This is a genomic window from Bradyrhizobium roseum (assembly GCF_030413175.1).
Lineage (GTDB): Bacteria > Pseudomonadota > Alphaproteobacteria > Rhizobiales > Xanthobacteraceae > Bradyrhizobium > Bradyrhizobium roseum.
Genome location: NZ_CP129212.1, coordinates 4458301 through 4475680, shown reverse-complemented (window position 1 = coordinate 4475680; position 17380 = coordinate 4458301). Strand labels below are relative to the sequence as shown.

The following is a 17380-nucleotide window of genomic DNA, read 5'->3' as shown; positions in this document are numbered from 1 at the left end:
CCATGGCCCTGACCATTGTAGTCGACCACGCCAAGACGCGCGCCAGGGCCGCGGCCGGCCGGCCGGTCGTGCCCCAATCCGTCAAAGGTCCGATCCGGCGGATTAAATGGGGCGTCTTGCTTGTGACTCTTTCGATCTACTACGTCACTCCATTCATCCGTTGGCACCGCGGGCCCAATGCTCCGGACCAGGCCGTCCTGCTCGATTTCGCCAACGGACGCCTCTACGCGTTTTTCGTCGAGATCTGGCCACAAGATCTTTACCTCTTGACCGGGCTGATGGTGCTCGCAGCCACAATGCTGATCTTGACCAATGCGCTGGCCGGCCGCTTGTGGTGTGGTTTTGCCTGTCCGCAAACCGTCTGGACCGACCTCTTCCTGCTGGTGGAGCGGTGGATCGAGGGCGATAGACGCCAGCGCCTGAAGAACATCGGCGTACCATTGACCCCAAAGCGGACCGCCCAAATGGCCGCGAAGCACGCCGCCTGGCTGCTGATCTCATTCGCCACCGGCGGGACTTTGATCTTTTACTTTACCGACGCCCCGGGCCTGCTGCGGAGCTTCGCGGCCGGAGACGTTTCGGTCAATGCGCTGACATGGATCGTCGTTTTTGCCGGGACCACCTACGGTCTGGCCGGCTTCGCGCGAGATCAGGTCTGCACCTTCATGTGTCCCTGGCCCAGGCTGCAGGGCGCGATCTGGGACCCGGAAGCATACACCGTCAACTATCGCGATTATCGCGGCGAGCAGCGGATGTCCGCGAAGAAGGCCGCCGCGGTACAGTTCGAGGGTAAGCCTGCGGGCGATTGCGTCGATTGCGGCCAGTGTGTCACGGTATGCCCGATCGGCATCGACATCCGGGAAGGACCGAACTTCGCTTGCATCAACTGCGGACTGTGCGTTGATGCTTGCGATGGCGTGATGAAGAAGCTCGGCCGCCCGCGTGGTCTGATCGACTACGAAAGTTGGAACAACATCGAGCGGGGCCGCAGGGCCGAGCGAAGAGTCAATCGGCTGGTGCGGCCGAAGACCATGGGCCTGACAGCAGCCTGCGTGGTGATGGCCGCCGCGATAGCGATCGGTCTCGAGGCCAAGGCAACGGCGACCCTATCCGTCCAGCACGATCGGGATCCCATCGCGGTCAGGCTCTCGGACGGCTCGCTGCGCAACGCCTACACGTTGAAGCTTCTGAACAAGTCGGCTGGTTCTCATATTTATGCGCTCTCCGTCAGCGGCTTCGATGCGAAGCTCGCCATCGTTGAAGGCCGAAGCGACTCGTCCATTTCGGTCGGACCCAAAACCTCCGCGACGCTGCGGGTTACCCTGACCGCCGATGCTGTCGGTCAGGGCGATGTCGTCTTCACGGCGCGGGACGAAACCGGGGCCGCCCTTTCCGTAAAGGACAGCTTCCTTGAGCGCTGAAGGGGCTCGGTGGAAAACAAGGCTCGCGTCGTCGAGCTGCGCAAGCAGATCGAAGTCTACGCCGGCGCCGGTGGTCGTGTCGCCATCAACCGGCACAAGGACATCGTTGCAAGCGTGGCCAGACGCTCCGAGGAGATGGCGTTGCTCGACAAGGAAGTCGCCGACCTCGCACGTACTGTGACGGTTCCGGCTTCCATGAAAGTCGACGAGCTTGCCGTGGAAGTCGTCAAGTTCGCTTCGACGAGAGCGGAAGCCGAGACGAACGAGGTTCGCGCAGAGCTCCGCCATGACGTCCGCCATCGTCGGCGGCGTAGCGATCGCCGTCCTCATCGCCGCGGGGGTATTCGTCGTGTCTCGGCCGTCCGGCGGAACGGTTGCATGCACGAAAGCGCTCGCGGGTGGGCATCTGTCCGTCGCAATCGCAGGCCTCGAACGTGGCGACGAAATCGGCGCCATGGCTCGAGCCACGCAGGTCTTCAAGCAGGGACTTCTCGAGACGGACGATTGCGAGCGGATCAGGCGAATCGGAGGCCCGCTTTGGCGCCCAGCGGAAGCAGGACATGGAAAATCTACCACTTTCGTTCAAGAGCGCGGTCGGCGAAATCATCGAACGCGTATCGTCGGGTTCGGCGAGCCTTGAGCAAGCGGCTGCAGCGCTGACGAATACCGAACCCTCCACGGGCGAGATGTCGACGACGGTAGCCTCCGCGTCCGAGGAAGCATCCGCAAGCGTTCAGTCGGTGGCCGCGGTGACCGAGGAGAGGCCGCGACGGCCGCCGAAATCGGCCGCCAAATCGAGGGATCGTCGAAAGTGGCCAACCAGGCGAACAGCACCGATCAGTCGATGGCGCGGCTCGCCGTGGCAGCCGACAAGGTCGGTAGTATCGTCAAGCTGATTACGGCGATCGTCGAACACCGCGTTCTCCCAGGTTCTCAGCGGCCAAGTCGCTCTCGGGCGACTCCAATCGCCTGAAGCCAGAGGTCGGCCAGTTCCTCGACCCGGTGCGAGCCGCCTGATGACAAGACCCAATGTGCAAGCGGTCACAACTCTCGCATGCCGGTTAACTTTGGTTGAGCTAGAATGACGAATATCATACGGGCATTGTACCTGATGAGCTTTGCAGCTGACACCGGGTTCAGCCAATCTTAAAGATGCCGAAGCTTCGCCAATCGGATGATTGACTGCGATGCAAGCTTTTGAGCCAATTCCATGCTGCTCTGTGTCGTGGCTCGATCGGCGTCGTCAAGGTAGATATTGACCAATTTTTCGGCACGACGAAGTGCATCACATCTGAGTTGTTCGATTTTATCAGCACCGAGATGTGAATCGTCATGTTTGGAAGCCCTCGGAAGAGTCGTCACCTCCGGCATGGTTGAAAAATTAGAGTTCAGGAGTTGTCCGCGCTGCGCGGGAGTGATGTTCTGAGACCAGGCAACGATGTCCTTTAAGAGAAGGCTTTCTAGGAGCGCTGCCGAGCTTGGCTCGTGATCTCGTGCCGCGTGTTCCAATTCCGCGCGGCGCTCGGCCCGCCATGCAAGTCTCCGCTCGATACGGAGCCGATTGCAATCGGACAGCGCTCCGTGCGCGAAGCTTTCCGCTACCCGTCTGACTGTCGGATCTTCCGTGACGGCGATTACGTAGGTCCAGAATACGAAGGCGCGTTGTCCATACCTGACTGCGAGTGCCCAAGCGGTATATGGCGTCGAGAGGCTGGAATTCCCGACGGCAAGAATATCGGCCGTCGGCATCAATTCGGCCGGTGCCCAGCGTAATTCATGGATATCAGGACGCTTGCCGCAGGCCGCAAGGCAGTCTACCACAAGACGATCGGCATGATCGCGTTCGTGTGAGGCAAGTACCTCGAATACGGAGCGCGACGGCGAGAAGCGGTCGTTCATCTGCGCAGCGGTGGAGAGGTAATCCTGCGCGGCCTTGCGGGCCTGCTCGAACGCGATAGCGTAAAGCTCGGCAAGACTTCTGACAGGAAGCGGCAGCGCTGCGGAAAATAGTGGCTCTTCGCGCATATCGAGGCCTCTTTGATAGATAGTGACCGACAGATTGTCGGCAGTTTGATCCAGCGCAACTATCGATCATTTTCAGTACACTATCCATGAGTGAGTTTGCGATCCAGAACAACGGCGTTCTGCTGAAATCTGGAACCGGCAATTTGCGAAAACCTGTCAACATTCATACGCTGTTGCGAATCCTGGCCGTTTGCGGCTGGATTGCCATGCTAGGCGAGGCGCACGCCGCTGGCCGTCTCAACGAGTATCTCGGCAAAGCCGAGCCGGCGGAACTGGTTGCCGGCGCCACTCGCTTCGGACCGCCACAGGGCGATCCCGCGATCGTTCCCGCGCTGAAAGACGATCAGGTCATCGGCTTCGTCTACCTCAACTCCGATTTTGCCAACGCCACCGGCTATTCCGGCAAGCCGATCCAGCTGCTGGTCGGCATCACGCCGAAGGGCGTGGTGACCGGTTTCAAGATGGTAGAACACAAGGAGCCAATCGTTCTCCTTGGCATTCCCGAAAAGCGCGTGGTGGATGCCGTCAACAAGCTGATTGGCGCCGACATGGACCGCGTCGCGCGCGGAACCGCGCCCGCGCCGCAGGTCGACATCGTCAGCGGCGCCACGGTTACCGTGCTGGTCATGGGCGACAGCATCGTCCGTTCCGCCACCAAGCTGATCAAGGGCGGCTGGCTCGGGGATCAGGGTCGCGGCGCTGTCGCCGCGGCGCCGCAAGTGAAGAAGACGATCGATTTCGGCAAGGGCGAGATTCGCGACTGGGAGACCCTGGTTGGCGACGGTTCCATCCGCCGGCTGGTGCTTTCCATAGACGACATCAACAGGGCGTTCGAAAAGACCGGCAATGCCGCCGCCGCCGCGCATCCGGAGGAGGGCGATCCGGACGACACCTTCATCGATCTCTATGTCGCCGACGTCGCGGTGCCCGCGATCGGCGGCAGCCTGCTCGGCGAAGACGGCTTCAAACGCCTGGCCGGCCGGCTCAAGCGCGGTCAGCAGGCCCTCGTAGTCGCGGGAACGGGACGTTACTCCTTCAAGGGCGCCGCCTATGTCCGCGGCGGCATCTTCGACCGCGTCGAATTGATCCAGGACAGCAACAGCATCCGCTTCCGCGACCGCGACCACACGAGGCTGGGAAGCCTCGAAGCCGAGGGTGCGCCGCGCTTTCCCGAAATCGCGCTTTTCGTGCTGCCAGCCGACTTCAGCTTCGATCCGACCGAGCCCTGGGTGCTGCAATTGCTGGTGCAACGGGTGATCGGCGCCAAGGACAAGGCATGGCTCACCTTCGATCTCGGATACACACTGCCGGACGGCTACATCAAGCGCGAACCGGTGGCAGCGGTTCAGACAGCCCAATCCAACCCATCTCCCGCCGCAACGCCGGGAACGCCAGCCGCCGCGCCGCCCGAACCCGCGGCAGGATTCGCCGCCGAGGACGAACCGCTGTGGATGAAGATCTGGCGCGGCAATACGGTCATGATCGGCATCACGATCGCCGCACTCGGCGCGCTGACGCTGATCTTCTTCTTTCAGAATAGCCTGGTGCGGCGTCCCAAGCTGTACGTCTGGGTCCGCCGCGGTTACCTGCTGTTCATTCTGGTCTGGCTCGGCTGGTACGCCAATGCCCAGCTCTCGGTAGTCAACGTCCTGACCTTCGCCAATTCACTGCTGACCGGCTTTAGCTGGGAATATTTCCTGTCGGCGCCGTTGATCTTCCTGCTCTGGGCCTCGATCGCTGCCGGTCTGCTGTTCTGGGGACGCGGACCGTTCTGCGGCTGGCTATGCCCGTTCGGCGCGCTGCAGGAATTGCTCAACAACATCGCCCAGGCGGTGAAGATCCCGCAATACCGGCTGCCATGGGGTCTGCACGAGCGGCTGTGGCCGATCAAATACATCATCTTCCTTGGCCTGTTCGGCATGTCGCTTTATTCGACCGCGCTCGCCGAGCAACTGGCCGAAGTCGAGCCGTTCAAGACCGTGATCGTGCTGAAGTTCGCGCGCGAATGGCCCTACGTCATATACGCCCTGACGGTGCTGTCCGCCGGCCTGTTCGTCGAGCGGTTCTTCTGCCGGTACATGTGCCCGCTCGGCGCAGCACTGGCGATTCCCGGCCGCGTCAGGATGTTCGAATGGCTGCGGCGCTGGCCCGAATGCGGCACGCCCTGCCAGCGCTGCGCCAAGGAATGCCCGGTGCAGGCTATCCACCCCGAGGGACACATCAACGTAAATGAATGCATCTACTGCATGCATTGCCAGGAACTGTACTTCGACGATCACCGCTGCCCGCATCAGATTCAGGTGCGGCTTAAGCGCGAGAAGCGCGATGCGCTGTCGTCGCCCTCGATGCGCAGCGGCGGCAAGGGTCCGAACACCATCATCACCGCAGGCGGCAGGCCGATCAATTTGCCGCCGGCCGCCGCCATCACACCACCTGCAACCTGAAAGCCTAGGAGGCTATTATGAGCGACAACGAAAACGGAAAGGGCGTCAGCCGGCGCACCCTGCTTGGAACCACCGCGGCCGCCGCGGGTGTCGGTCTTGCCGGAGGCGCAGCATTCACCGCCACGAACGCCGATGCGCAGACCAAGGCCGCGGCGCCGAAGGCGCCGGCCGCGCGACCCGCCGTTGTGCAGAAGGCCGAAGTGCATCCCGGCGAACTGGACGAATACTACACCTTCTTCTCCAGCGGACAGTCCGGCGAGCTACGTATCGTCGGCCTGCCGTCAATGCGCGAATTGATGCGCGTTCCCGTGTTCAACCGCTGCAGCGCCACCGGATGGGGCCAGACCAATGAAAGCCTGAAGATCCTGACCGAGGGGCTGCTGCCCGAGACCCGCGAGTTCCTCAAGAATCGCGGCGGCACCTACATGAATGGCGATTTGCACCATCCGCACATCTCCTTCACCGACGGCACCTATGACGGCCGCTACGCCTTCATGAACGACAAGGCCAACACCCGCGTCGCGCGGGTTCGTCTCGACGTCATGAAATGCGACAAGATCATCCAGCTGCCGAACCAGCACACGGTGCATGGCCTGCGCGTGCAGAAATACCCGCGTACCGGCTATGTCTTCGCCAATGGAGAGGACGGCGTGCCGCTGCCGAACGACGGCAAGATCCTCGATGACAAGTCGCAGTACCGCTCGATCTTCTCGGCGATCGACGGCGACACCATGAAGGTGGCCTGGCAAGTGATCGTCAGCGGCAACCTCGACAACGTCGATGCCGACTACCAGGGAAAATACGCCTTCGCCACCTGCTACAATTCGGAAGAGGGCGTCACGCTCGCCGAAATGACCGCCAAGGAGCAGGACTGGGTCACCATCTTCAACATCAAGCGCATCGAGGACGCCGTGAAGAAGGGCGACTTCAAGGAAATCAACGGCGTGCCCGTGATCGACGGCCGCAAGGGCTCGCCCTATACGCGCTACGTCCCGGTTGCCAACAGCCCGCACGGCATGAATACCGCGCCGGACGGCATCCATATCGTGGCAGCCGGAAAACTCTCGCCGACCGTCACCGTGATGGACGTCCGGCTGTTCGATCAGTTGTTCGACGACAAGATCAAGCCGCGCGACGTCGTGGTCGCCGAGCCCGAACTCGGTCTCGGACCGTTGCATACGGCCTATGACGGCAAGGGCAACGCCTATACGACGCTGTTCCTCGACAGCCAGGTCTGCAAATGGAATATCGATCTCGCCAAACGAGCCTTCAAGGGCGAGAAGGTCGACCCGGTGCTGCAGAAGCTCGATGTGCATTATCAGCCCGGCCACAACCACACCTCGATGGGGCAGACCAAGGAGGCGGACGGAAAATGGCTGATCTCGCTCAACAAGTTCTCGAAAGACCGCTTCCTCAATGTCGGGCCGCTGAAGCCCGAGAATGACCAGCTGATCGACATCTCCGGCGACAAGATGAAGCTGGTGCATGACGGTCCGAGCTTTGCCGAGCCGCATGACGCGACCATCGTGCACCGTTCCAAGATCAATCCGGTCTCGATCTGGGATCGTGCCGATCCGATGTTTGCGGATGCGGTCAAGCAGGCCAAGGCCGACAAGATCGATCTCGAGGCCGACTCCAAGGTGATCAGGGATGGCAAGAAGGTTCGCGTCTACATGACCTCGACCGCGCCGGCATTCGGCCTAGAGCAGTTCCAGATCAAGCAGGGCGACGAGGTCACCGTCTACGTCACCAATATCGACGCGGTGGAAGATCTCACGCACGGCTTCTGCATCGTGAACTACGGCATCAACATGGAAGTTGGCCCCATGGCGACGGCTTCGGTGTCGTTCACGGCCGACAAGGCCGGCGTGTTCTGGTACTATTGTTCGTGGTTCTGTCACGCCATGCACATGGAGATGAAGGGCCGCATGTTCGTCGAGCCCAAGACGTCCTGAGGCGGAACGGTACGTGCTCCCCTTCCAGCGCATCCTTCCGGCGGCGATCCTCGCCGCCGGAATTCCGGGCTTCGCGTTTGCGGAGACGTTGAAGGCTGTGCCGGAACAGCCGCTGCAGGCGGTGCTCGACCGGGCGCAGGACGGCGACGTCGTCGATCTTACGCCGGGCGAATACAAGGGCGCGATCCGGATCGAGCGGCGCGTGGTATTGAGCGGACGACCGGGCACGGTGCTCAATGGCGGCGGCACCGGCAATGTCGTCACCGTGACGGCGCCTGATGTCATCATCCGCGGCGTGACCATCCGGGGATCGGGCCACGATCTCGAGAAAATGGATTCCGGCGTGTTCCTGGAGAAGACAGCGCAACGCGCGCTGGTCGAAGACAACCGCCTCGAAGGCAATCTGTACGGCATCTATGTCCATGGGGCGACGGGGTCGCGCGTGCTGCGCAACATCGTCGACGGTATGCAGGGCGGACGCCGCAACGACGCCGGCAACGGCGTCTCGGTATGGAATGCGCCCGATGTCACCATCGCCGGGAACAGCTTCCGCTACGGCCGCGACGGCATCTTCACGATTTCCAGCCGCAAGGACCGCTTCCTCGACAACCGCTTCGAGCAGGTGCGGTTCGCGGTGCATTACATGTACACCAACGACAGCGAAGTCAGCGGCAACGTCTCGGTTGGCAACCACGTCGGCTACGCCATCATGTTCTCGAACCGGCTGATCATCCGCAACAATATCAGTGATCGCGACCGCGACTACGGCATGCTGTTCAATTACGCCAATTACGCCGAGATCGACGGCAATTGGGTGAACGGCGGCTCGCTCGACAACATCGCCAGCAGCCGCGACGAAGGTCCGCCCGATGAGCGTGGCATGCTGCCGGAATCGAAGCCCGAAGCGGGCCTGCGCAGCGGACCCGGCAAATGCGTCTTCATCTACAACACCAATCACAACAGGTTTCGCAACAACTGGTTCGAGCGCTGCGGCATCGGCGTGCACTTCACCGCCGGTTCAGAGGGCAACGAGATCATCGGCAACGCCTTTGTCGGCAACCGCAACCAGGTGAAATATGTCGGCACCCGCGATCTCGACTGGTCGAAGGGCGGCCGCGGCAATTACTGGAGCGACAATCCGGCGTTCGATCTCAATGGCGACGGCATTGCCGACACCGCCTACCGTCCCAACGATCTGGTTGATCGGGTGCTGTGGACCGCGCCCGCGGCCAAGGTGCTGATCAACAGTCCGGCGGTACAGGTGCTGCGCTGGGCGCAGGCGCAGTTTCCGGCACTCTATCCCGGCGGCGTGGTCGACACCCATCCCCTGATCGCGCCGCCGCCGAAACCATCAGCCAGCCGGAGCCTGCGATGAGCGTCACTGTTTCCGTCAATGGCGTGGAGAAGAGCTACGGCGCGGTCAAGGCGCTGCGCGCCGTCTCGTTTGATCTCGGTCCAGGGCGGCTGAGCGCGCTGGTTGGGCACAACGGCGCCGGCAAGACCACGCTGATCAAGCTGATGCTCGGCCTCATTCGCGCCGAACGCGGCGCGGTCCGCGTGCTCGGCGAGGATCCGGCCGCCGGCGAGTTCTCGGCCCGTCGCCAGCTTGGCTATCTACCGGAGAATGTCGCGTTCAACGCCGCCCTGACCGGGCGCGAAACGCTGGCGTTCTACGCGCGGCTAAAGCAGATCAAGCCCGCCTCGGCATGGCCTCTGCTGGACCGCGTCGGCCTGATGCATGCCGCCGATCGCAGGGTAGGGACCTATTCCAAAGGCATGCGGCAGCGGCTGGGCCTTGCCCAGGCGCTGCTGGGCCGGCCGCGCGTGTTGCTGCTGGACGAGCCGACCACCGGCTTGGATCCGGCGCTCCGCCAGACCTTCTACGAAATCCTGAACGAATTGCGAGACGACGGCGCCACCGTGCTGATCTCCTCGCACGCCTTGAACGAGCTCGAAGATCGCGCCGAGCATGTCCTGATCATGAATCGCGGACAGCTGGCGGCGCAGGGCTCGCTTGCGGAGCTGCGTTCGATCTCGCAACTGCCGATCCGCGTCTCGCTCGAATTGGCGCCCGGCGCCACCATGCCGCCGGCCTGGATGAACGGGCCGAGTGGCCCGGCTCCCCACGGCCGCATCCTGCTGGTGCCCGACGATGCCGCCAAGATGGCGCTGTTGCGCGCCGCCGCCGGCAATCCCGGTGTCACCAATATCGAAATCGCGGCGCCGACGCTGGACGACCTCTATGCCCATTTTCTGCGGGAGAATGCCGCGTGAGAAATATCGTTATCATCGCCGCCAAGGAGATCAAGGAAGGGCTGCGCAACCGCTGGGTTCTCGCCACCACGCTGCTACTGGCGGCACTGTCGCTATCGCTGACCTTTCTCGGCAGCGCGCCGACCGGCAATGTCGGCGCCAGCGCTCTCGACGTGGTGGTGGTCAGTCTGTCCAGCCTCACCATCTTTCTGCTGCCGCTGATTGCGCTTTTGATCTCGCATGACGCTGTAGTCGGCGAGATGGAGCGCGGCACCATGATCCTGCTGCTCAGCTATCCCGTCGGCCGCTACCAGGTCCTGCTGGGGAAATTCTGCGGCCATGTGCTGATCCTCGCCTTCGCCACCGTGATCGGATATGGCGCGGCGGCGGCGGCGCTCGCCATCACGGGCGCCTCGGTGCTGGCGGCGAGCTGGTACGCCTTCGCCTCCATGCTCGGGACCTCGATCCTGCTCGGCGCGATATTCGTCGCGATCGGATATCTGATCTCCAGCCTGGTGCGCGACCGCGGCACCGCCGCGGGCATCTCGGTCGGCATCTGGCTGCTGATGGTGCTGGTGTTCGACATGGCGCTGCTCGGCATCCTCGTGGTCGATCAGGGACGCGTCGTCACGGCGTCGGTGCTGGAGGCGCTGCTGTTTCTCAATCCGACCGATCTTTATCGCCTGACCAACCTGACCGGGTTCAACGTGAGCCAGTTCTCCGGCATGGCCGGGCTGGCGGGGACCGCGAGCACGGGGATCGGCGCGCTGCTGCTCGGTCTTCTGGTCTGGATCGCCGTACCGCTTGGACTCGCAACCGCATTCTTTGCGCGGAGGGAATTATGAGCTTTCGAATCCTGTGCGCGCTCGTCGCGACAATCTTCCTCGCGGGATGTAATCAGGAGGCGGCGAATTCGGTCGCGCCGCCGCCGGTGGCGCTCAACAGCGACGCCATGGGCGTGTTCTGCGGCATGAACCTGCTCGAACATCCTGGACCGAAGGGACAGATCATCACCGCCGGTCGGGTCGATCCGTTCTGGTTCTCCTCCGTGCGCGACACCGTGGCGTTCACCCTGATGCCCGATCAGCCCCGTGACATCAGGGCGATCTATGTATCGGACATGGCGCGGGCGAAAAGCTGGGACGATCCGGGCGCCACCAACTGGGTAGAGGCGCGCAAAGCCTTCTTTGTGATCGAAGGCCGGAAGCAGGGCGGAATGGGCGCAGCCGAAGCGGTGCCGTTCGGCAATCGTGAGGCCGCCGACGCCTTTGCCGCCGCCAACGGCGGCCGGGTGGTGACGTTCACGGAAATACCGCGCGAATATGTACTGGGCAGTGACACGCCCAGCGACCAAAGCCAGCATGAACACCCTGAGGTACGGACCAACTGACGAGGGACCAGTCGATGCTGAAGCAAAATCTCACCCGGCGGCGCATGATCGTCATTACCGCGGGCGCGGCCGGATCGGCATTGCTCGCCTCCAAGCGCTTCGCGCAATCCAATGCTCCCGTGCGCTGGCAGGGTTCGGCACTCGGCGCGCAGGTCTCGATCGAGATACATCACGCCGACAGGGCCGAGGCCGAACGGCTGGCCGAACGTTGTGTGCTGGAGGCACGCCGGTTGGAGCAGCAGTTCAGTCTGTACCGGGCGGACTCCGCGATCTCGACGCTCAACCGGACCGGCATTCTGGTTGCGCCCGACGTGGATATGGTGGCGCTGCTCCAAACCTCGCTGCGCTTTGCCGAAATTACCGGCGGCGCGTTCGATCCAACGGTGCAGCCGCTCTGGCAGTTGCATGCCGATCATTTCTCGTCGGCCAAACCGGGCAGCGACGGACCTTCGCCGCGGCAGTTGGCAGAAGCACTGGCGAAGGTCGGCCACGACGGCCTGCTGGTCGGTGCAAACAGGATCGCATTGCAGCGGCGCGGGGCGGCGATCACGCTGAACGGCATTGCGCAGGGGTTTGCCACTGACCGGGTCGTCGAGCGGCTGCGCCACGCGGGCCTGTCGACGACGCTGGTCAATATGGGCGAGATCAGGGCGATCGGCGCGCGGCCCGAGGGCACGCCGTGGCGCGTCGGCCTCGGCGATCCCGACCGGCCGGGCCAGCTCACCGAAACCCTCGACCTTGTTGACCGCGCGGTGGCGACCTCGGCGGGCGCCGGCTTCCAGTTTGACGCCAAGGGCCGCTTTACACACCTTTTCGATCCGGCGACGGGACGCAGTCCGCAGTGCTACCGCAGCGTCAGCGTGATGGCACCGACCGCGACCGAAGCCGACGCGTTGTCGACCGCGTTCAGCCTGATGCCGTTGTCCGATATTGCTGACATTGTGGCGGCCAGGCCGAACCTGCAGGCTCGCATCGCCAATTCCAATGGAACTTCGATCGTGTATGGTGCTTGAGAGTTGTCGTCCGTGGCAGGCCTAAGCTCGGATCGATTGACGCCGATCAGCCAGAAAATGCCGTCCCCGATGGCTTCAAACAGGAGAACAGGATGCGAGGGTTCATTTTCGTTGCGCTTTTGGCGATCGCTTGCGCAGGTGAAGTCAAGGCCCAGGATGCCGCGGCCGGCGAAAAGGTGTTCGGCGTGTGCAAGGCCTGCCACCAGATCGGCGAGACCGCGAAAAATGGGGTCGGACCACAGCTAAACGGCATCATCGGCCGCAAAGCGGGCACCGTCGAAGGATATAACTATAGCAAGGCCAACAAGGAATCCGGCATCACCTGGGACGAGGCCACCTTCCGTGAATACATCAAGGATCCGAAGGCGAAGATCCCGGGTACCAAGATGATCTACGCGGGCCTCAAAGATGAGCAGAGGACCAACGACCTGATCGCCTACCTTCAGCAGTTCGATACCGATGGGAAAAAGAAATAGCGTATCGGCTAGGCTCGTGGATGTTGAACGTAAAGGCGACAGATGATCTGGAGGCGGCACCGAGGGCACTCAGACCAGGGGTTGAGAGATCACTCAAGCTTCTGCTGCCCGGAAGTCCCGAGGTGCTGCGTGTTCGGGCTATAAGCGGCTTCTTTCTTGAGCAGATTATAGATGCGGCTGGCTATCAGCTGCAGATGCCTCATCCTGCCATGCGGCATTGATCGAGCCTTGCAGAGGGCTCGGAAGGCGTAGGCCCGAAAGGAGTCAAAGGCGTCTGACATATCGGTAGAACGCCGGCCGCGCGCGCCACCTTCAGTTCTATTGCGGTCGGTGAGAATAGCAGGCCGCCCTGGCCCGGCGCCAAACTCGTATTTCCCTTGGCGTGTCCAGTGCCAACGCTCTCAACTGGCTGCACCCCCGATGATCTTCTCAATAGGAAGACGAGAGGGGATATCTTCACCTTGTAGTTCGCTAGGGCATTGCGAAACACCAAGATGAGCAGACCCTGCGAAGCAGGCGTCGGAAGATCGCTTCACTTTTCACATGAACAATTGCTCCCGCAACGTTCAGTTGTCATCACGGATGGCTCCGCAGGAATTCCTGGGAGAACCGGTCGGTTTGCAATCATGTGCGAGACATTTTGGTCGGCACCGACCAATGCCGGACATCATTCTCGGCATCCAGTTCGTCGATGGCCCGTCGGTTTATTGATGCTGGCAGTGGTATGGATCATGGGCCAAAGAGTTTGCTGTTCAGGAAGCAGGATCATCTATGAACCGCTGTGGGCGCGCGAACTGCTGCAGCAGCTCTTTGTGATCAATTACTATTTCCCGACCGCGAATGCGGACGCCATGTTGCGTTAGCTGAGCCAGATTGCGAGAAAGGTTTTCTCTGGTCGTGCCGATATGTGATGCCAAAGTCCCGCGATCAAATGGGATTACGACGGATTCCATGGCGTCTTGTCGCGCCTCCGCCAAGATCCAGTTGGCAAGACGCTCGACTGTGGACCTGGCCATGTAGCCCTTCAGCTTCTTGACCGACGAACGATAGGCAACGGCAAGTTCTTTTGCCACGACCCGCGCAAAGGCGACATCGCGATCAAAGATGTCACGGACGCGTTGTGCTGGGATCAACAGGATATTCGAGCCGGACAAGGTTCTCGCGGAATTCAGGTAGGGTTGGTTGCTGACGACTGCCGCCAGAATAAAGGTTGTAACCGGGCTGACTAGCGAGATCCCCCATTCCTGTTCGCCGTGCGTGGTAAAGATTTCGACCAGGCCATCGATGAGGACATGAAGAAAGTCCGCATGATGTCCCTCATGCAGCAGAACCACGCCGGGCGGAAACTGCTGCAGCAGCGCAGCGCCCAAAAGGTCGGCGAGCGTTTCTTCCGCCATCCCGGAGAACAGCGGTAGATTCATTACTTGTACAAGTTGATCTGAGCGCAGCACAGTCACATCCTGAAAATGAGCCGGTCTGTGACAATTATCAAATCTGCACGTGATTGCCATCAATTGAACGAGCTGAATTTGATGAATATTGCTGAAAGTCCCAGTCTCTTTGCACAAATCGGTCGCTGTTTGACCCAGCGCAAATTGCGCATACGTGGTATCGGCGATCTCTGCCTCCGAACGCTTTTCGGGGGTAGTCATGGCATCACCAGTTTCAAGCGCGGTTCACCAAGGCCGGGCCCTCTGGCTTTCGACGATCGCCTTCACGATCTGCTTTGCGGTCTGGACGATTTTCTCGATCATCGGCATCCGGATCAAGCAAGAACTCGGATTGAATGACACTCAGTTCGGCCTCCTGGTCGGTACTCCGATCCTATCGGGATCGTTGATCCGCTTGGTGCTTGGAATTTGGACCGATCAATATGGCGGACGGCGGGTTTACACCGTCGTGATGCTCGCCGCTGCTCTTGCTACGTATATGCTGACGTGGGCGCGCACCTATCCGGAATTCCTCGTTGCTGCTCTGTTTGTCGGCATCGCAGGTGGCTCTTTTGCAGTCGGCATCGCCTACGTCTCGCGCTTCTATGCAGCGGGCAAGCAAGGCACCGCACTCGGAATTTTTGGCGCCGGCAATGTTGGCGCCGCTTTGACCAAATTTGTCGCGCCTTTCGTGCTGGTCGCCTACGGCTGGCAGACCGTGGCTCAGGTCTGGGCGCTGGTTATCGGTTTGATGGGGATCGCATTCTGGATGTTTTCGGAAGAAGACCCGGTCGTCCGTGCACGGCGCGAGAAGAACGAGAAGCCGACCAGCGCATGGCTGGAGCTGGAGCCATTGAAGAACGTTCAGGTCTGGCGTTTTGCGCTCTATTACTTCTTCGTGTTCGGCGCCTTCGTCGCGCTGGCGCTGTGGTTGCCGCAATATCTGATCAAGGTCTACGGAGTCGACATTAAGACCGCCGGCATGGTGGCCGCGATGTTCTCGTTGCCGGCCAGCGTGTTTCGGGCCTACGGCGGCCATCTCTCGGACCGCTACGGCGCACGTCGCGTGATGTACTGGACATTCCTGGTCGGCGTCGTCACAACTTTCGTGCTGTCCTATCCGCCGACCGACTATCTGGTGAAGACGGTCAACGGCACGGTCAGCTTCCATCTTGAAATGGGATTGGTGCCATTCACCGTGACGGTCTTCGTGCTCGGCTTCTTCATGGCGCTGGGCAAGGCGGCTGTCTACAAGCATATACCGGTATATTACCCTCGGAATGTTGGCGCCGTCGGCGGTCTGGTTGGCATGATCGGCGGTCTCGGCGGTTTCGTGCTTCCGATTGTGTTCGGAGCGCTCGTTGATTTGACTGGCCTGTGGACCAGTTGCTTCATGCTGCTGTTCTTTCTGGTTGCGGGTTCTCTGGCGTGGATGCATGTCGCCATCCGGCACATGGAACACGGTGTCGTCGGAGAAGCGCTGAAAAAGCTTCCCGAACTTCCTGAAATGGAAGAGATCCACAAGCCCGAACATGTTGGCGCGCTGTCCGGTACCGTCCTGACCGACTGGCGTCCGGAAGACAAGACCTTCTGGGAGACCACGGGACGGGCGATCGCCCGGCGCAATCTCTGGATTTCGATCCCGGCGCTGCTGCTGTCGTTCGCGGTTTGGCAGGTCTGGTCGGTGGTGGTGGCCAAGCTGCCCTCGGTCGGTTTCAAGTTCACCACCGCCGAATTGTTCTGGCTGGCGGCGCTGCCTGGTATCTCCGGTGCGGTATTGCGGATCTTCTATTCCTTCATGGTGCCGATCTTCGGGGGCCGGCTCTGGACCACGCTGGCGACCTGGTCGCTGCTGATCCCGGCGATCGGCATCGGCTACGCCGTGCAGAATCCGTCGACGCCTTATCCGGTGTTCCTGGCGCTGGCGCTGCTGTGCGGCTTCGGCGGCGGCAATTTTGCTTCCTCGATGTCCAACATCTCCTTCTTCTTCCCGCGGGCGGAGAAGGGCAACGCGCTCGCGCTCAATGCCGGCCTCGGCAATCTCGGCGTCTCGACCGTGCAGTTCGTGGTGCCGATCATCATCACGGTCGGCGTGTTCGGCTGGTTCGGCGGCGACCCGGCAACGGTCACCAGCGGAACGCAGACGTCGTCGCTGTGGCTGCAGAACGCCGGTTTCATCTGGGTGCCGTTCATCGTCGCCAGCGCGTTCGCGGCTTGGTTCGGCATGAACGACATCGCCTCAGCCAAGGCATCGTTCGCCGACCAGGCGGTGATCTTCCAGCGCAAGCATAACTGGATCATGTGCTGGCTCTATACTGGGACTTTCGGCTCCTTCATCGGTTACTCCGCAGGATTCCCGCTGCTCGCCAAGACCCAGTTCCCGAGCGTCGATGCGCTGCAATTCGTCTTCCTCGGCCCGCTGGTCGGCGCACTGTCACGCTCGGCGACGGGGTGGATCGCCGACAAATGGGGCGGGGCGCGCGTTACCTTCTGGGTATTCATCCTGATGATGCTCGGCGTGCTCGGTATCCTTTATTTCATCGGCATCAAGGATCAGCCGGGAGCATTCTGGGGCTTCTTTGCGATGTTTCTCATCCTGTTCTTTGCAACCGGCGTCGGCAACGCATCGACCTTCCAGATGATCCCCAACATCATGCGCAAGGAAATGGACCGGCTGATGCCGACCGCCGACGCCTTGACCCGTCAGCGCCAGGCCGAAAAGGAATCGGCCGCCATCACTGGCTTCACCTCGGCGATCGCAGCCTTCGGCGCCTTCTTCATCCCGAAGTCCTACGGGACCTCGATCGATCTCACCGGCGGCGTGCAGGGCGCGCTGTGGGGATTCTTCATCTTCTACGTGATCTGCATCGTGATCACCTGGGCCGTCTACAGCCGCAAGGGTGGGCTGCTCCATGACATCGAGCGCAGCCCCCGCATCGTACCCGTCACACAAGCTGCCGAATAAGGAAACGA

Annotated in this window: 13 protein-coding genes; 10 read left to right on the top strand and 3 right to left on the bottom strand. The window is 61.5% G+C overall.

The genetic code is table 11. The features are described from left to right. Positions 1-2 precede the first annotated feature (2 nt). A complete protein-coding gene (ccoG, locus tag QUH67_RS21395) occupies positions 3-1421 on the top strand; it encodes a cytochrome c oxidase accessory protein CcoG (RefSeq protein ID WP_300940990.1) in 1419 nt (472 codons plus the stop codon). A 733-nt stretch (positions 1422-2154) separates the two neighbouring features. On the opposite strand, the gene QUH67_RS21390 is transcribed toward ccoG, so the two are convergent. Next, on the bottom strand, positions 2155-2337 hold the full coding sequence (locus QUH67_RS21390; protein WP_300940989.1) for a hypothetical protein: 183 nt from the start codon (positions 2335-2337) through the stop codon (positions 2155-2157). 230 nt (positions 2338-2567) lie between these two features. Beyond that, positions 2568-3446, bottom strand: a complete 879-nt coding sequence (locus QUH67_RS21385) for a ferritin family protein (RefSeq protein WP_300940988.1) — start codon at positions 3444-3446, stop codon at positions 2568-2570. Positions 3447-3652: 206 nt separating this feature from the next. On the opposite strand from QUH67_RS21385, the gene QUH67_RS21380 reads away from it, so the two are divergent. From QUH67_RS21380 to QUH67_RS21345, 8 genes are all read left to right on the top strand, one after another. Continuing rightward, positions 3653-5890, top strand: coding sequence for a NosR/NirI family protein (locus QUH67_RS21380; RefSeq protein ID WP_300948121.1), 2238 nt, complete (start codon positions 3653-3655; stop codon positions 5888-5890). Positions 5891-5907: 17 nt separating this feature from the next. Next, complete coding sequence (gene nosZ, locus QUH67_RS21375) at positions 5908-7845, top strand: TAT-dependent nitrous-oxide reductase (RefSeq protein WP_300940987.1); 1938 nt, start codon at positions 5908-5910, stop codon at positions 7843-7845. A gap of 13 nt (positions 7846-7858) precedes the next feature. After that, positions 7859-9220, top strand: coding sequence for a nitrous oxide reductase family maturation protein NosD (locus QUH67_RS21370; RefSeq protein ID WP_300940985.1), 1362 nt, complete (start codon positions 7859-7861; stop codon positions 9218-9220). Then, entirely contained in the window at positions 9217-10119 is a 903-nt protein-coding gene (locus QUH67_RS21365) for an ABC transporter ATP-binding protein (protein WP_300940983.1), read from the top strand. Before QUH67_RS21370 ends, QUH67_RS21365 begins: the two co-directional genes overlap by 4 nt. Then, complete coding sequence (locus QUH67_RS21360) at positions 10116-10943, top strand: ABC transporter permease subunit (protein WP_300940982.1); 828 nt, start codon at positions 10116-10118, stop codon at positions 10941-10943. The genes QUH67_RS21365 and QUH67_RS21360 overlap by 4 nt, the downstream gene beginning before the upstream one ends. Beyond that, the gene (locus QUH67_RS21355) at positions 10940-11488 is read left to right on the top strand and encodes a nitrous oxide reductase accessory protein NosL (RefSeq protein WP_300940980.1); all 549 of its coding nucleotides are present in this window, start codon (positions 10940-10942) and stop codon (positions 11486-11488) included. The genes QUH67_RS21360 and QUH67_RS21355 overlap by 4 nt, the downstream gene beginning before the upstream one ends. Before the next feature lie 14 nt (positions 11489-11502). Continuing rightward, positions 11503-12501 carry an FAD:protein FMN transferase gene (locus QUH67_RS21350; RefSeq protein WP_300940979.1) on the top strand — a complete coding sequence of 333 codons (999 nt, stop codon included), beginning with the start codon at positions 11503-11505 and terminating at the stop codon, positions 12499-12501. A 92-nt stretch (positions 12502-12593) separates the two neighbouring features. Continuing rightward, on the top strand, positions 12594-12977 hold the full coding sequence (locus tag QUH67_RS21345; protein WP_300940977.1) for a c-type cytochrome: 384 nt from the start codon (positions 12594-12596) through the stop codon (positions 12975-12977). 752 nt (positions 12978-13729) lie between these two features. On the opposite strand, the gene QUH67_RS21340 is transcribed toward QUH67_RS21345, so the two are convergent. After that, complete coding sequence (locus QUH67_RS21340) at positions 13730-14629, bottom strand: helix-turn-helix domain-containing protein (protein WP_300940976.1); 900 nt, start codon at positions 14627-14629, stop codon at positions 13730-13732. Between QUH67_RS21340 and QUH67_RS21335 the strand changes: the two genes are divergently transcribed. Next, entirely contained in the window at positions 14628-17372 is a 2745-nt protein-coding gene (locus tag QUH67_RS21335; protein WP_300940974.1) for a nitrate/nitrite transporter, read from the top strand. The two genes, QUH67_RS21340 and QUH67_RS21335, sit on opposite strands and share 2 nt — an antisense overlap. Positions 17373-17380: the final 8 nt, after the last annotated feature.

What these genes read in the sequence shown, in the direction of transcription:
- QUH67_RS21350 (WP_300940979.1), top strand. Translation starts at nt 11,503, where the DNA reads ATGCTGAAGCAAAATCTCACCCGGCGGCGCATGATCGTCATTACCGCG.
- QUH67_RS21385 (WP_300940988.1), bottom strand. Translation starts at nt 3,446, where the DNA reads ATGCGCGAAGAGCCACTATTTTCCGCAGCGCTGCCGCTTCCTGTCAGA.
- QUH67_RS21380 (WP_300948121.1), top strand. Translation starts at nt 3,653, where the DNA reads ATGCTAGGCGAGGCGCACGCCGCTGGCCGTCTCAACGAGTATCTCGGC.
- QUH67_RS21345 (WP_300940977.1), top strand. Translation starts at nt 12,594, where the DNA reads ATGCGAGGGTTCATTTTCGTTGCGCTTTTGGCGATCGCTTGCGCAGGT.
- ccoG (WP_300940990.1), top strand. Translation starts at nt 3, where the DNA reads ATGGCCCTGACCATTGTAGTCGACCACGCCAAGACGCGCGCCAGGGCC.
- QUH67_RS21355 (WP_300940980.1), top strand. Translation starts at nt 10,940, where the DNA reads ATGAGCTTTCGAATCCTGTGCGCGCTCGTCGCGACAATCTTCCTCGCG.
- QUH67_RS21335 (WP_300940974.1), top strand. Translation starts at nt 14,628, where the DNA reads ATGGCATCACCAGTTTCAAGCGCGGTTCACCAAGGCCGGGCCCTCTGG.
- QUH67_RS21340 (WP_300940976.1), bottom strand. Translation starts at nt 14,629, where the DNA reads ATGACTACCCCCGAAAAGCGTTCGGAGGCAGAGATCGCCGATACCACG.
- nosZ (WP_300940987.1), top strand. Translation starts at nt 5,908, where the DNA reads ATGAGCGACAACGAAAACGGAAAGGGCGTCAGCCGGCGCACCCTGCTT.
- QUH67_RS21365 (WP_300940983.1), top strand. Translation starts at nt 9,217, where the DNA reads ATGAGCGTCACTGTTTCCGTCAATGGCGTGGAGAAGAGCTACGGCGCG.